Source organism: Acidobacteriota bacterium, assembly GCA_016716715.1.
GTDB lineage: Bacteria > Acidobacteriota > Thermoanaerobaculia > UBA5066 > UBA5066 > Fen-183.
Genome location: JADJVE010000004.1, coordinates 315,855 through 330,401, shown reverse-complemented (window position 1 = coordinate 330,401; position 14,547 = coordinate 315,855). Strand labels below are relative to the sequence as shown.

The 14,547-nt window shown below is 68.8% G+C and carries 19 protein-coding genes; 16 read left to right on the top strand and 3 right to left on the bottom strand.

What is annotated here, in order from left to right; translation table 11 throughout:
• Positions 1-6: 6 nt before the first annotated feature.
• From IPL89_08780 to rplQ, 14 genes are all read left to right on the top strand, one after another.
• Entirely contained in the window at positions 7-375 is a 369-nt protein-coding gene (locus IPL89_08780; protein ID MBK9063277.1) for a 50S ribosomal protein L18, read from the top strand.
• Complete coding sequence (rpsE, locus tag IPL89_08775; protein MBK9063276.1) at positions 372-1,013, top strand: 30S ribosomal protein S5; 642 nt, start codon at positions 372-374, stop codon at positions 1,011-1,013. The genes IPL89_08780 and rpsE overlap by 4 nt, the downstream gene beginning before the upstream one ends.
• Complete coding sequence (gene rpmD / locus IPL89_08770) at positions 1,013-1,234, top strand: 50S ribosomal protein L30 (protein ID MBK9063275.1); 222 nt, start codon at positions 1,013-1,015, stop codon at positions 1,232-1,234. Before rpsE ends, rpmD begins: the two co-directional genes overlap by 1 nt.
• Before the next feature lie 9 nt (positions 1,235-1,243).
• Positions 1,244-1,696: a 50S ribosomal protein L15 gene (gene rplO, locus IPL89_08765; GenBank protein ID MBK9063274.1), complete on the top strand. Its 453-nt coding sequence runs from the start codon at positions 1,244-1,246 to the stop codon at positions 1,694-1,696.
• Between the two features lie 5 nt (positions 1,697-1,701).
• Positions 1,702-3,102: a preprotein translocase subunit SecY gene (gene secY / locus IPL89_08760; GenBank protein ID MBK9063273.1), complete on the top strand. Its 1,401-nt coding sequence runs from the start codon at positions 1,702-1,704 to the stop codon at positions 3,100-3,102.
• A gap of 11 nt (positions 3,103-3,113) precedes the next feature.
• Positions 3,114-3,701, top strand: coding sequence for an adenylate kinase (locus IPL89_08755; GenBank protein MBK9063272.1), 588 nt, complete (start codon positions 3,114-3,116; stop codon positions 3,699-3,701).
• On the top strand, positions 3,698-4,522 hold the full coding sequence (gene map / locus IPL89_08750; protein ID MBK9063271.1) for a type I methionyl aminopeptidase: 825 nt from the start codon (positions 3,698-3,700) through the stop codon (positions 4,520-4,522). Before IPL89_08755 ends, map begins: the two co-directional genes overlap by 4 nt.
• A gap of 10 nt (positions 4,523-4,532) precedes the next feature.
• Entirely contained in the window at positions 4,533-4,751 is a 219-nt protein-coding gene (infA, locus tag IPL89_08745; GenBank protein MBK9063270.1) for a translation initiation factor IF-1, read from the top strand.
• A gap of 13 nt (positions 4,752-4,764) precedes the next feature.
• A complete protein-coding gene (gene rpmJ / locus IPL89_08740; GenBank protein MBK9063269.1) occupies positions 4,765-4,878 on the top strand; it encodes a 50S ribosomal protein L36 in 114 nt (37 codons plus the stop codon).
• A 13-nt stretch (positions 4,879-4,891) separates the two neighbouring features.
• Positions 4,892-5,275 carry a 30S ribosomal protein S13 gene (rpsM, locus tag IPL89_08735; GenBank protein MBK9063268.1) on the top strand — a complete coding sequence of 128 codons (384 nt, stop codon included), beginning with the start codon at positions 4,892-4,894 and terminating at the stop codon, positions 5,273-5,275.
• A gap of 8 nt (positions 5,276-5,283) precedes the next feature.
• The gene (gene rpsK / locus IPL89_08730; GenBank protein ID MBK9063267.1) at positions 5,284-5,715 is read left to right on the top strand and encodes a 30S ribosomal protein S11; all 432 of its coding nucleotides are present in this window, start codon (positions 5,284-5,286) and stop codon (positions 5,713-5,715) included.
• A gap of 90 nt (positions 5,716-5,805) precedes the next feature.
• Positions 5,806-6,432 carry a 30S ribosomal protein S4 gene (gene rpsD / locus IPL89_08725; protein ID MBK9063266.1) on the top strand — a complete coding sequence of 209 codons (627 nt, stop codon included), beginning with the start codon at positions 5,806-5,808 and terminating at the stop codon, positions 6,430-6,432.
• A 64-nt stretch (positions 6,433-6,496) separates the two neighbouring features.
• Entirely contained in the window at positions 6,497-7,468 is a 972-nt protein-coding gene (locus tag IPL89_08720; GenBank protein MBK9063265.1) for a DNA-directed RNA polymerase subunit alpha, read from the top strand.
• 7 nt (positions 7,469-7,475) lie between these two features.
• Positions 7,476-8,105, top strand: coding sequence for a 50S ribosomal protein L17 (gene rplQ / locus IPL89_08715; protein ID MBK9063264.1), 630 nt, complete (start codon positions 7,476-7,478; stop codon positions 8,103-8,105).
• Positions 8,106-8,244: 139 nt separating this feature from the next.
• Here rplQ and IPL89_08710 read toward each other — a convergent pair whose 3' ends face one another.
• Positions 8,245-8,637 carry a response regulator gene (locus tag IPL89_08710; protein MBK9063263.1) on the bottom strand — a complete coding sequence of 131 codons (393 nt, stop codon included), beginning with the start codon at positions 8,635-8,637 and terminating at the stop codon, positions 8,245-8,247.
• Between the two features lie 12 nt (positions 8,638-8,649).
• Positions 8,650-9,912, bottom strand: a complete 1,263-nt coding sequence (acpS, locus tag IPL89_08705) for a holo-ACP synthase (protein MBK9063262.1) — start codon at positions 9,910-9,912, stop codon at positions 8,650-8,652.
• A gap of 1,384 nt (positions 9,913-11,296) precedes the next feature.
• Here acpS and def point away from each other — a divergent pair.
• Entirely contained in the window at positions 11,297-11,953 is a 657-nt protein-coding gene (def, locus tag IPL89_08700) for a peptide deformylase (protein ID MBK9063261.1), read from the top strand.
• Position 11,954: 1 nt separating this feature from the next.
• Here def and IPL89_08695 read toward each other — a convergent pair whose 3' ends face one another.
• A complete protein-coding gene (locus IPL89_08695; GenBank protein ID MBK9063260.1) occupies positions 11,955-12,857 on the bottom strand; it encodes a response regulator in 903 nt (300 codons plus the stop codon).
• Positions 12,858-12,935: 78 nt separating this feature from the next.
• Here IPL89_08695 and IPL89_08690 point away from each other — a divergent pair, with 78 nt between their 5' ends.
• On the top strand, positions 12,936-14,438 hold the full coding sequence (locus tag IPL89_08690) for a cysteine--tRNA ligase (protein MBK9063259.1): 1,503 nt from the start codon (positions 12,936-12,938) through the stop codon (positions 14,436-14,438).
• Positions 14,439-14,547: the final 109 nt, after the last annotated feature.

Here is a 14,547-nt window from a genome sequence, read left to right as displayed (position 1 = left end):
CTGACCATGCAGAAGGCCAAAGGCCGGGTCGAGGCGCGGACGCGCATCCACGCGCGCATTCGCACGAAGGTGAAGGGGACGGCCGAACGGCCTCGCCTCGCCGTCAGCAAGACCCTCCGCTGGATCTCCGTCCAGATCATCGACGACGCCGCCGGCAAGACGCTCGCGCACGCGACCTCCCGCGAGGAGGGCGTCCGCGGCAAGGCCAAGAGCGCCGCCAACAAGAACGCCGCCGTCAAGGTGGGTACGCTCATTGCCGAGCGCGCCCAGGCGAAGGGCATTTCCGCGGTCGTCTTCGACCGTGGCGGCCACCTCTACCACGGCAACGTGAAAGCGCTCGCGGAAGCCGCTCGCGAGAAGGGGTTGAAGTTTTGAGCAGCAACGCCCCCGTCAACCGTCCCCCGCGTGGAAACCGCCCCGGCGGCCGCTCCGGCCCCGGCGGCCCTCCGCCCCGTCCGGCCGGCGCTCTCGGTGAGGGCCGCGCGGGCGCCGACCTCATCGACCACGTCGTGCACATCAACCGCGTGACGAAAGTCGTCAAGGGCGGCAAGAACTTCTCCTTCTCGGCGCTCGTCGTCGTCGGCGACGGACACGGCCGCGTCGGCTACGGCGCCGGCAAGGCGAAGGAAGTCCCCATGGCCATCAAGAAGGGGATCGAGATGGCCAAGAAGAAGATGATCAAGGTCCCGCTCAAGGGCAAGACGATCCCGCATCCGATCGTCGGCCACTACGGCGCGGGCCGCGTCATGCTCAAGCCGGCCTCCGACGGCACGGGTGTCATCGCGGGCGGAGCGGTCCGCGCGGTGCTCGAGTCCGCCGGAGTCCAGAACATCCTCACGAAGTCGCTCGGGACGACGAACCCCCACAACGTCGTGAAGGCCACGTTCGACGCGCTCCTGCACCTCCAGCTCGAGGAGACGATCGCGAAGGCCCGCGGCATCGGCAACGGCGAGGCGAAGCAGGCCGAGCCCGCCACGGCGGCCCCGGCCACGGAAGCCACGGAGAAGGTCTAATGGCTGAAGAGAAGAAGAAGAAAGAGAAAGCCGCGAAGGCGGCGACTCTCCGGATCCGCCAGGTGAAGTCGGGCATCTGCGCGCCCGTCGACCAGAAGCAGACCCTGTTCGGCCTCGGCCTCCGCCGCATCCGGCAGGAAGTCGTCCGTCCGGACACCCCGGCCCTCCGCGGCCAGATTCACAAGGTCCGCCACCTCGTCGAAATCGTCGAGGGAGCGTAAAGGAACGCCATGTCTCACGGACTGCACAACCTCGGACCCCGCAAGGGCGCGACCACGAGCAAGAAGCGCGTGGGCCGCGGCCCGGGCTCGGGCCTCGGCAAGACGTCGGGTAAGGGCCACAAGGGCCAGAACTCCCGCGCGGGCTACTCGCATCTCCGCGGCCACGAAGGTGGCCAGATGCCGCTCCACCGCCGCATGCCGAAGCGCGGCTTCACGAACATCTTCCGCAAGGAATGGGCGACGGTGAGCGTCGAATCGCTCGAGCGCCTCTTCGCGGCCGGTGAGAACGTCACGGTCGAGCTGCTCCGCAAGTCGGGAGCGGTCAAGCGCCGGGGCGGCATCAAGGTGCTCGGCACGGGCGAGATCAAGAAGAGCCTCGTCGTGACGGCTCACAAGTTCACCGACGGAGCCAAGAAGAAGATCGAGGCCGCCGGCGGACGCTGCGAGGTCCTCGCGTCGTAATGAAGATCTTCGAGTCGTTCCGCAACATCTTCGCGATCCCGGACCTGAGGAAGCGCGTCCTCTTTACGTTCGGCCTCCTCGCGATCTACCGGATCGGTTCGCACATCCCGACGCCGGGTCTCGACCCGACGGCGCTGGAGGAGTTCTTCAAGGCGAGCTCGGGAGGCATCCTCGGCTTCCTCGACGTGTTCTCGGGCGGCGCGCTGCGCCGGCTCTCCGTGTTCGCGATGGGCATCGCGCCGTACATCACGGCGTCGATCATCCTGCAGCTCCTGACGGTCGTTTGGCCCTACCTCGAGAAGCTCTCGAAGGAAGGGGAGATGGGCCGCCGGAAGATCACCCAGTACACGCGCTACGGCACGGTCGTCCTCTCGGTCGTCCAGGGCGCGGGCATCTCGCTGTGGCTGTGGAGCCAGACGACGCCCAGCGGTCGCTACCTCGCGGTGCGCGACCCCGGGTCGGAGGCCGGCAAGCTCGGCTTCATCCTGATGGCGATCCTGACGCTCACCACGGGCACGGCGTTCGTCATGTGGCTCGGCGAGCAGATCACGGAGCGCGGCGTCGGCAACGGCATCTCGCTCATCATCTTCGCCGGCATCGTCGCGAACCTCCCGACGGCCGTTCTGAACTCGATCGACCAGATCCGCCGGGGCTCGATGAGCGTCTTCACGGCGCTCTTCCTGGTGGTCTTCATGGCGGCGGTCGTGGCGGCCATCGTCTTCGTGGAACGCGCACAGCGGCGCATCCCGGTCCAGTACGCCAAGCGCGTCGTCGGCCGCAAGGTCTTCGGCGGGCAGAACACGTACCTCCCGCTCCGCGTGAACACGGGCGGCGTCATCCCGATCATCTTCGCCATCTCGATTCTCCAGTTCCCGCAGTACATCGCCTCCGCGTTCAAGAGCGACTTCATGAAGAAGATCGCCGAGCAGCTGGCCAACGGGCAGCCCCTCTACAACCTCTTCTACGCGGCGGGGATCATCTTTTTCTGCTACTTCTACATCTCGATCATCTTCAATCCGAACGACACCGCCGAGAACATGCGCAAGTACGGCGGCTTCATCCCGGGCATCCGTCCCGGCAAGGCCACGTCGGACTACATCGACTCCGTCCTGACGCGCATCACGCTCATCGGAGCGGTCTATCTCGTCGTCGTCGCGCTCATCCCCGAGTTCCTCACGATGGGCTTCCGCGTCCAGAGCATTCCGGGCATCGGCCCCTGGCTCGACGCGCACCTGCCGAACTTCGTGACGCAGGGCCTCGGTGTCTCGTTCTTCTTCGGCGGCACGTCGCTTCTCATCGTGGTGGGCGTCGCGATGGACACCGTCCAGCAGATCGAATCGCAGCTCGTCATGCGCAATTACGACGGCTTCCTCAAGAAGGGCCGCATCCGCGGCCGCAGGGGATAAGAGAGAGAGTCATGCCGTCCGCCATCGTGTTCTTCGGACCTCCCGGATCGGGCAAGGGGACCCAGGCGTCGCGTCTCGCGGCGTCGCTGGGCGTTCCCCAGGTGTCGACGGGGGACCTCCTGAGGAGCCACGTGGCCAAGGGGACCGCGCTCGGCGCCATCGCAAAGCCGATCATGGAGTCCGGGGCGCTCGTTCCCGACGACCTCGTCACGAAGATGCTGAAGGAGCGGCTCGCCGAGAAGGACGCCGCCGGCGGGGCGATCTTCGACGGGTACCCCCGCACGGTTGCGCAGGCCCAGTCGCTCGACGCGCTCCTGAAGGACGCGGGCGGCAGGGTGGACGTCGTCCTCTTCATCGACGTCGCGGACGCGACGCTCGTCGACCGGCTTCTGAAGCGGGCGGTCCTCGAGGGCCGCGCCGACGACACGAAGGAGACGATCGCCGAGCGCCTGAAGGTCTATCGCGACAAGACGGCTCCGCTCGCCGACCTCTACAGGAAGGCCGGCCTCCTCGTCACGATCGACGGCGACCGCGCCGTCGAGACCGTCGCGGCCGACGTGGCCGCGGCCGTCCGGAAATCCCGGCAGGGAGCGGCGTGATCACCTGCAAGGGCAAGTCCGAGATCCTCAAGATGGAGCGGGCCGCGCGCATCGTCCACGAGGCGCTCGCCGAGTGCGCGGCCGCGTGCCGTCCCGGGGTCACGACCGAGGAAATCGACCGGATCGCGGCGCAGGGCATCGCCTCGCGCGGCGGCAAGGCGGCGTTCCCCGGGTACCGCGGCTATCCGAAGACGATCTGCATCTCGATCAACGACGAGGTCGTGCACGGGATACCGTCGCCGACCCGCGCTCTGAAGGCCGGCGACGTCGTCGGCCTCGACCTCGGCGCGATCGTCGAGGGCTACTACGCCGACGCGGCGCGCTCGATCGCGGTCGAGCCCGTCTCCGACGCGGTCAAGACCCTCGTCGAGACGACCCACGCGGCGCTCCTGGCCGGGATCGAGGCCGTCCGTGTCGGCGGCCGCATCGGAGACATCGGCGCGGCCGTCGAGGCCGTGGCGAAGCAGCAGAAGTACGGCGTCGTGCGCGAGTTCGTCGGGCACGGCATCGGGACGGCGCTCCACGAGGAGCCGCAGGTCCCGAACTACGGCCCTGCCGGCAAGCGCGAGGTCATCCGCGAGGGGATGACGCTCGCGATCGAGCCCATGTTCAACCTCGGCGGCGCAGCCGTCACGACGGACCCGGACGGGTGGACCGTGCGCACGAAGGACCGGCAGCCGTCGGCCCACTTCGAGCACACGGTCGTCGCGACGGCCCGGGGCCCCGTCGTCCTCGGCTTCGGGCGTTACGCGTCCGAAGCCATCCTCGCCGGAGCCCCCGGCGCCCACGAGTACCCGCTGCCCGTGGCGGTCCAGGCGTAGACGGAGGAACATGTCGAAGGAAGACGCCATCGAAGTGACCGCAACGGTCATCGAACCGTTACCGAACGCGATGTTCAAGGTCGAGTTGGAAAACAAGCATCAGGTGCTCGCGCACATCTCCGGGAAGATGCGGAAACACTTCATCCGCATCCTGCCGGGGGACAAGGTCCTCGTCGAGCTCTCGCCGTACGACCTGACCCGCGGGCGCATCATCTACCGGTACAAGTGAGCCGAGGAAAATCATGAAAGTTCGCACGTCCGTCAAGAAAATCTGCAGCAAGTGCAAGGTGATCCGTCGCGCCGGCGTCGTGAGGGTCATCTGCGAGAACGTCAAGCACAAGCAGCGTCAGGGCTGAAGAGGAACCACGAATGGCACGTATCGCAGGTGTCGACCTTCCCCCGAACAAGCGCGTCGAAATCGGCCTGACCTACATCTTCGGGATCGGGCGCCCGGTCTCGAACAAGATCCTCGTGACCGCCAAGGTGGACCGCAACACCCGGGTCAAGGATCTGTCCGAGGACGAGGTGTCGAGGATTCGCAAGACGATCCAGGACTCCGTCACGGTGGAGGGAGACCTCCGCAAGGACACGACGCAGAACATCAAGCGCCTGATGGAGATCGGCTGCTATCGCGGCCTGCGCCACCGCCGCAACCTCCCGACCCGCGGCCAGCGCACTCACACGAACGCCCGCACGCGGAAGGGCCCCCGGAAGGGCGCCGTGGCCGGTAAGAAGAAGGCTACGAAAAAGTAGGTAGATGAATGGCAACACCCACTGAATCCACCGCTGCCGCCAAGGCTTCTGCCGCCAAGGGCAAGAAGAAGGGCCCCAAGAAGGACAAGAAGAACATCCCGCACGCTCTCGCGACCGTGCAGGCGTCCTTCAACAACACGATCGTCTCGATCACCGACCAGCAGGGGAACGTCCTGGCCTGGTCGTCGGCGGGGCGCATCGGATTCAAGGGCTCGCGCAAGGGCACGCCGTTCGCAGCGCAGCTCGCCGCGGGCAACGCGGCCCAGATCGCGCAGGAGCACGGCGTGCGCTCCCTGGACGTCAAGGTGACCGGGCCCGGCGCCGGCCGCGAGAGCGCGATCCGCGCCCTTGCCGCCGCGGGCATCGACATCCGGTCCATCAAGGACACGACCCCGATCCCCCACAACGGCTGCCGCCCGCGCAAGCGCCGGCGGGTCTAAGAGCCGAACGTCCGTAAACCGCGCTTTCGATTCCGGGCCGGGAAGAAGGACAGACGACAAATGACGGAATCGACGGAGGCCTGATTTTCCGTGGCTCGTTATCGTGAATCGGTTTGCCGGCTCTGCCGGCGCGAAGGAATGAAGCTGTTCCTCAAGGGGGACCGCTGTTTCACCAACAAGTGCGCCGTCGAGCGCCGTAACTTCCCGCCGGGTCAGCACGGCAAGCGCCGCTCCAAGATCCTCGGGTACGGCATCCAGCTCCGCGAGAAGCAGAAGGTCAAGCGCTTCTACGGAGTCCTCGAGGGCCAGTTCCGCCTCACGTTCCAGCAGGCCGAGCGCATGCGGGGCGTCACGGGCGAGAACCTGCTCTCGCTGCTCGAGCGCCGGCTCGACAACGTCGTCCACCGGCTCGGCTTCTCGGGCTCGCGCCCGCAGGCCCGCCAGCTCGTCCGTCACGGCCACGTGCGCGTGAACGGCCGCAAGGTCAACGTCCCGAGCATGACGGTGCCGCAGGGCGCGGTCGTGTCCATCAAGGACAAGAGCCGCACGAACCCGCTCATCGCCTCCGCGGTCGAGACCGCGAAGGGCCGCGGGATCCCCGCATGGCTCGAGCTCGACGCCGCGCAGTTCCAGGGGAAGGTCGTCGCGCTGCCGAAGCGCGAGGACGTCTCGATCCCGATCAGCGAAAAGCTGATCGTCGAGCTGTACTCCAAGTAACGCCGCCAACAGGAGCTCTCGCGCGCCGCTCAGCGGATAAGTCGCAGGGCCAGGAGAAGACACCATGCTGTGGAAGGGCTTTCAGCGTCCCAACCGTCTCGAGGTCGAAGAAGAGAAGGGCAATTACGGCCGGTTCACCGCCCAGCCGCTCGAGCGCGGGTGGGGAACGACCGTGGGCAACGCGCTCCGGCGCGTTCTCCTCTCGTCGATCGAGGGCGCCGCGATCACCGCGGTCAAGATCGAGGGCGTCGAGCACGAGTTCACCGCCGTGCCGGGCGTCGTCGAGGACGTGACCGACATCATCCTGAACCTCAAGAGCCTCGCGATCCGCCTCCACGAGGACGGCCCGCGCTCGCTCAACCTGGACATCAAGAGCAAGGGCCTCGTGACCGCGGACGCCTTCGAGGACGACGCGCAGCTCGAGATCCTGAATGCGGAAGCGCCGATCGCGACGCTCGCCGACGGCGGCCGCCTGCGCCTCGAGGCCACCGTGACGAAGGGCCGCGGCTACGTTCCGGCCGACCGCAACTTCGACCCCGAAGCGCCCATCGGGACGATCCCGCTGGACTCGGCCCACTCTCCGGTCCGCCGCGTGAACTACCACGTCGAGGCGGCCCGCGTCGGCCAGGCGACGGACTACGACAAGCTCGTCATCGAGGTCTGGACGAATGGCACGATCACCCCGCGCGACGCCGTCGGCGTGGCCGCGGTCCTCATCCGCGACCACCTCGCGATCTTCGTGAACGTCGAGACCGACGACGCGGCCGTGGCCGCCGGCGCCGAGATGCCGCAGAGCGAGCTCGACGCCCTGCTCGACACGAACGTCGAGGAGCTCGAGCTGTCCGTGCGCAGCGCGAACTGCCTGAAGAACGCCGGCATCCGCACGCTCCGCGAGCTCGTCCAGAAGACCGAGAAGGACATGCTCGAAACGAAGAACTTCGGGCGCAAGAGCCTGAACGAGATCAAGGACATCCTGCGCGAGAAGGGGCTTGCCTTCGGCATGAAGCTCGAAGCCCCGAGCGGCGCGGGACGCTGAGGATTCGATGCAGCACAATCGCGCGGGCCGCAAGCTCGGCCGGACGACGGCGCACCGCAAGGCGTTGTTCCGGAACCAGCTCTCGTCCCTCATCACGCACGAACGCATCCAGACGACGCTGCCGAAGGCGAAAGACCTGCGGCCGCTCATCGAGAAAATGGTCACCCTCGGCAAGCGGGGCGGGCTCCACGCGCGCCGTCTGGCGCTCAAGACGATCCCCGAGGCCGTGACGGTCAAGAAGCTCTTCGAGGAGATCGCCCCGCGCTTCAAGGAGCGCGCCGGCGGCTACACGCGGATTCTCAAGCTCGGCCGTCGCCAGGGCGACGGCGCCGAGATGGCGATCCTCGAGTTCATCGACTTCGATTTCGCGCAGCGCGTGGCCGAGAAGAAGGTCGCGGCGAAGGCGGCCGACGAGAAGAAGGCCTCCCTCCTCGAGAGGGCCAAGAAGCTCGTCTCCGGCAAGGGCGGAGAGGGCGAGAAGAAGGCCGAAGGAACCGAGGGCGGCGAGGGCGAGGCCGAGAAGAAGGCCAAGCCCGTGGAGAAGCCCAAGGCCGCGAAGATCAAGGGCCCGAAGGGCGGCGGCGGCCCGAAGGGCGGCGGCGGCCACGCCGGCGGCCACCGGAAGGTCGGCAGCTAGGAAGACCAGGGATTTTGGATTCGGATTTTCTTTGAATGGTTAAGAGGGCCCCGGGAAACCGGGGCTTTTTCATCTATGGGCGGACGGTGCGGCGCGCCCTATTCACCTTCTAAGAAATCTTCTCTTCTCTTCTCTTCTCTTAACTCAATGCCTTCTCGATCTCCTGGACGAGGACCTTCGTCGAGAAGGGCTTCGTCACGTAGCTCGCCGCGCCGAGGCGCAAGCCGAGGTCGCGCTCGGCGGGCAGTGTGCGCGCCGTGAGCATGATGATCGGGATGCCTGCCGTCGCCGGGTTCTCCTTGAGGATGCGGCAGACGTCGAAGCCCGTGAGCCCCGGCGTCAGCGACACGTCGAGGAGGACGAGGTGGGGTTCGGCCTCGCGGACGAGCCGCAGGGCCTCTTCGCCGCTCGACGCCTCGACAGGATCGAGCCCGGTGAGCCGCAGCTTGAACGACAGGATCTTCTGGATGTACGGCTCGTCGTCGACGACGAGCACCCTTCGGCCCGCGAGCGCGTTTGGAAGTCCCGTCATGCGGGCGCCATTCTAGAGGGGCCTGCCCGTGAGGAGAACGACGGCCGCCGCGATCTCCTTGCCGTGCGTGATCGTGATGTGGGCGCCCGTGACTCCGAGCCGCGTGGCGTGCGCGGCCGCGCGCCCGAAGAGCGCGAGGCGCGGCGGCCCCCCCGGCGCACGCACGATCGCGAGCTCCCGGAACGCCACGCCGCGCATCCCGGTCCCGAGCGCCTTCATCGCGGCCTCCTTGGCGGCGAAGAGCCCGGCCACGTGCTCGGCGTAGGCGGGGGACGTCGGCGGCCGGCGGACCTCGCCGGGCCGGAACAGCCGCTCGGCGAACCGTGCCCCGTGGCGGCGGATCGCGGCCGCGACGCGCGGGATCTCGCAGACGTCGATCCCGAGACCCACGACGCCGGCCCCCTGGGGAAGAGCGTCTTCCACCGAGACGCGATCCGTCACGACGCCTCTCCGGTCTCTGGCCGCGCCTCCCGGCGCCAGGCCTCGATCTCCGAGACGGCGGCCCAGAGGTGCAGGAGGCCGACGCCGACGAGGAAGCTCCGGAAGTACGGGGAAGCGAGGAGGCCGCGGACGGCGGCGGGCGAGCGCGCCACGACGCGCAGGGACCAGAGGCGGCTCCACGGCGCGAGGCTCAGGAACGCCCCGGCCTCGAGCACGTAGAGGATGAAGAGGGCTCTCAGGAACCTCGAGCCCACGACCGTGACGCCCACGGCGGGGATTGTAGAGGCGTCGGGGAGAAGGAGCCCGGCTACCGCTCGCGGGCGGCCGCCGCGGGAGCCTGCGCGGGCGCCGGGGCAGGCGCGGGCGCGGGCGCGGAAACAGGCGCGGGCGCCGGAGCCGAGTAGGCCGGCGCGGAGTGTGCGGGCGCCGGGGCGGAATGGGCTGGTTCGCTCCGCGCGGGAGCCTCCCGGCCGGACGGCGCCGAGTCGCGGCGGGCGGGCGCGTCGTTTCCCCGGGTAACGGGGCGTTCGCCCGACCGCTCGATGACACGCGGCGCCGGAGCGCGCCAGCCCGAATCGCCTGCCCGCTCGCGGCTCTCGCCGCCGCGGCGCTCGACGGGGACGGGAAGCGCCGTCGTCGCCGCGCGCCAGCCCTCGTCGCTCCGGGCGGTCCGGGCGCGCGCGGGTGGACCGTCGCCCCGCGGCGGGACGGGGGCGGTCGCGCTTCGCCAGGAATCCGCACGCTCGCGCGAGCGAGGCACGTCCGGCGCCGCCCGCGCGCCGAATTCCCGGCTCGTCCGGAGGGAACGGCGGAGCTCCTCCCGGCCCGCGGCATCGAGGACGCGGTCGCGGCGGAGGATGGACGTGAACCCCTCGTTCACGAGGCCGCGCGCGGACTCGGGGGAGAGCGACGCCCGGCGGATCGCCTCGGGAACCGAGATCGCCGGGCTGGCGCCGCGTTCGACGCGCAGCGGCGCGGTCGTCACGACGACGGTTTGCCCGCGGGGGAAGGCCACGCGATCGCCGCGCGTGACGTCGCGGGCGTCGAGGCGCGAGCCGATGCGCGACGTCGGAGCGAAGTTCCAGCCGCGGCGGTCGATCTGCGTGACCTCGACCTTGCCGCGCAGATTCGGAATCCACGGCCCTCCGCTCTCGTTTCCGTAGGTCGGCCGCGTCGAGCGGTAATACGAGTCGTAATAGCCGCCGTACCAGCCGACGGGGCACCAGCCCGTCCAGTCGTCGGCGTAGGACCAGTACACCCAGGCCGGGGCATACAGGTTGCCCGGAATCCAGTACCAGCCCAGCTCCGGGTCCCACGCCCACATTCCATAGTGGTAGGGCAGCCAGCCCCAGGACTCGTAGGAAACCCACGTCAGCCCGGCGGGCGTCCGGCGCCACGTTCCAAGGGAGTAGGGCGTCCAGTCGGGCGGGACGTTCGGTCGCCAGCAGGTCGTGCCGGCGGACGGAACGTACACCCACGTGCCGTTCGCCTCGAAGTCCGCGGCGTCGAAGTCGTAGCTGTACTCGGAGCCCACGTAGCGTTTTACGTCGCGGCGGTCGGCGCGGTCGTACCGTTCCTCGAGGAAACGCGTGAAGCGGTCGCGCGGAACGGCGGCGGCCTCGACCTCGACGTCCGTGTCGGCGCTGACGTAGGCGTATTCGCCCGCGCGCACGAGGACCCGGCCTCCGCGGCCGTTCAACTCCACCCGGCCGGTGAGGACGTAGACCTCGGTCCCGCGGCGGCCCGCGTCGACCCGGAAGAACGAGCGGGCCGGCGAGACGATCGTGGCGTCGTCGGTGTCGAGGCGCAGGGCCCGGTCCGGCGCGACCTCGCGCACCTCGACCGCCACGCTGCCGCGGGCGAGCACGAGGATCGTGCGGTCGTCATCCGACTCGTACGTGCGGTTGAGCCGCTCGAACCGGAGCTCCGAGCGCCCGTCCAGGCGCACGACGTTGCCGTCCGAGAGCACCGCCTCGACCCGCGAGCCGCTGCCGGTGACGAGGACGTCTCCAGGCAGGACGGGCATGTTGATGCGTGCCGCCGCGTCCTCGTCCGCCGGGGACACGAGGGACACCTCGGGGCCGACGAAGGACAGGTACGTGTAACCCTCGCGCTCCGCCCGGACCTGCCCCGGGGCGAGAAGTGCGCCGGCGAGTAGGAGGAACGGGATGGCGGGTCGGAGCGCGGGCGGCCTCATGTAGCGTCTCCGTCCCGTCCCATGCGACCCGCGTACCAGCGCCACGTCCTCATTCTCGTCCCCCGGCGGGGACGCTTGACCGGGGCCGGGGGCCACCGGCACTCTCGGTGGCCGGGACCGCTCCCCAAAAGGGGATTCCGGGCTTCGGGAAGGGAGAGCCGGTTGGCCATCCGCGACATCGTCAAGTACGGGGACCCGAGGCTCGTGGCCCGGAACGAGCCCATCACGAACTTCGAAGACCCGTCCCTGCCGCAGCTGATCGAGGACCTCAAGCAGACCTGCTGGGCGGCGCCCGGCCTGGGCCTCGCGGCCCCGCAGATCGGCGTGAACCTCCGGATCGCGATCGTGGACCTCTCCGTGGGCAAGGACCCGTCCCAGGTCCTCGTCCTCGTCAACCCGGTCGTCGTGGACATGCAGGGGTCGATCCGGGACGAGGAGGGCTGCCTGTCGCTGCCGGACTTCGTCGAGACGGTCGAGCGGCCGGAGAAGGTCACGATCGAGGCCCTCGACGAGCGGGGCGTGAAGCGCGCGCTGGACGGCCGCGACCTTCTCGCGCGTGCGTTCTGCCACGAGATCGACCATCTCGACCAGCGCCTCTTCGTGGACCGGCTCTCGTCCCTGAAGAAGGGTCTCGTCCTGAGGAAGGTCCTGAAGCGCCAGAAGCAGGGTTCCTGGTAGGTCAGGCCCCGGCCTTCGCCCGCATCTCGTCGAGGACCTGAACGCGCCTGAGCGCGCGCCCGAAGTGCCCCGCGAAGTCGAGCAGGTGCTCCAGCTCGTGCGAGGCGCCGGGCGCCGGCGCGGGGCCGCGGCGGTGGACGCGTAGCGTTCCGATGAGGTCGCTGCCCGCGAAAAGCGGGGCCGCGGCCACCGTCCATTCGTCCTCGGGCGCTCCCGCGAGCCGGGGCGCGCGCCCGAACCGGGGATCCGCGTCGAGGGCGAGCGCGGCGACGTACGCCGGGGGCGCGCCGCCAGGCCACGTCGTCGAGGCGGCCGCGTGCAGCTCGGCAACGCCCGGGCGCCGGACGTGGAGGGTCGCGCCGTCCGCCCCGAAAACCGAGGCGATCCGGTCGAGCGCCGGAACGAGGAGGCGGCCGCGCAGATCGGCGACCGAGATCCCCTCGTCGTCGAGCCGCGAGGCGATCTCCTGCTCCAGTTCGAGCAGGTGCGCCCGGGCCGTGAGCGTGTCGACGAGCTGCTTGACGCGCAGGGCGTTCTTCACGCGGGCCTTCAGCTCTCGCGCCGAAAACGGCTTCGTGACGTAGTCGTTCGCGAGAGCCTCGAAGCCCTGGAGGAGGTCTTCCTCTTCCGTCCGGGCGGTCACGAAGATGACCTGGGTCCCGGCGGTCGCGGCGGCAGTCTTGATCCGGCGGCAGACCTCGTATCCCGAAAGGTCGGGCATCCGCACGTCGAGCAGGACGACGTCGGGCCGACGCGCGTCGACCTTCTGGAGCGCCTCGGTGCCGGAGAGGGCGCTCTCGAAGTCGCAGCCGAGCTCGTACGCAATGTAGGAGGCGACCTCGGCCTGGTACGGGTCGTCGTCGACGAGGAGGATCAGCGGCGGGGCCGCAGCTGTGCGAAACATGCGCGTTCCGGCTTTATAGCACGGGGTTCGAGCCAGGCCGCTGGCGGCGAAGGCCCGGATGGCCGACAATCCGGCGCCGTGGCGCTTCGCCTTCACAACACGCTGACCCGCTCGCTGGAAGAGTTCCGGCCCCTCGTGCCCGGCAAGGTGGGCCTCTACACCTGCGGCCCGACCGTCTACGACCGCGTCCACATCGGCAACCTCCGGACGTTCGTGTGGGAGGACGTGATGTGCCGCGTCCTCAGGGCCCTCGGTTACGAGGTCACGCAGGTCATGAACCTCACGGACATCGACGACAAGACGATCCGCGGCGCCGTCGCTGCCGGAGTGCCGCTTCGGGAGTTCACGGAGCGGCACGTCGCGACGTTCTTCGAGGACCTGAACGCGCTCGGAGTCGTCCCGGCCGCGGTTTACCCGCGCGCGACGGACCACATCCCCGAGATGGTCGAGATCGTGAAGAAGCTCGCCGCGCGCGGGCACACGTACGAGAGCGAAGGGTCGATCTGGTTCCGCATCGCGACGTTTCCGGATTACGGGAAACTCTCCAAGATCGACCTGACGGCCGTCAAACGCGGCGCCCGCGTCGCGGACGACGAGTACGAGAAGGAAGACGTCCGCGACTTCGCCGTCTGGAAGGCCGCCAAGGAAGGCGAGCCCGAGTCCGCGACGTGGACGACCGAGCTCGGCCGCGGCCGGCCCGGCTGGCACCTCGAGTGCAGCGCGATGTCGATGAAGTACCTCGGGGAGACGCTCGACATCCACACGGGTGCCGTCGACAACGTCTTCCCGCACCACGAGAACGAGATCGCCCAGAGCGAGGGCGCGACGGGAAAGCCGTTCGTGAAGTACTGGCTCCACGCCGAGCACCTCATCGTGGACGGCGAGAAGATGGCGAAGAGCAAGGGCAACTTCTTCACGCTGCCCGCGCTCGTGGAGAAGGGCTACACGCCCCGCGCGATCCGCTACCTCTTCCAGTCCGTGCCGTACCGCATGAAGCTGAACTTCACGTTCGACGCGCTGAAAGGCGCGGCGTCGGCCCTGGAGCGGCTGGATTCTCTGGATTTGCGGCTCTCGGAAAGAGAGAAGACCGAAGAGAAGACAGAAGAGAAGATTTCTTTGAAGGTGAATACAGCGGGGGGCGGCGGATTCGCGCTGCGAGTCGAGGCGGCGCGCCGGGCCGTGTTCGATTCCCTCGAAGACGATCTGAATACCGCCGGTGCCCTTGGGGCGCTCTTCTCCTTCGTCAAGGCGACGAACGTCGACCTCGAGGCCGGGCGACTCTCGCCCGCCGACGCCTCCGCAGCGCGGGGTCTCCTGCGGGAGATCGCAGGAGACATCTTCGGCGTCATGCCGGGCACGGCCGCTGCCGGCCTGCCCTCTTCACCTTCAAAGAAATCTTCCTCCGAATCCTCTTCTTCCTCTTCCGACGAGCCCTGGATCCTGGACCGCATCGAGGCCCGGAAGGCCGCCAAGAAGGCTCGGGACTTCAAGACCGCCGACGCCATCCGGGACGAGCTCCTCGCGAAGGGGGTCGTCCTCGAAGACACGCCCCAGGGCGTCCGCTGGAAGCGGAAGGCTTGACAGGGCGGGGCCTGCCGGGGTCCAATCCGCGTTCCATGACGTCCGCTTCGCGCCACTGGCACAGCCACCACACATAAGCCGGCAGCGCATCGCGCCGCCGGCCTGATCG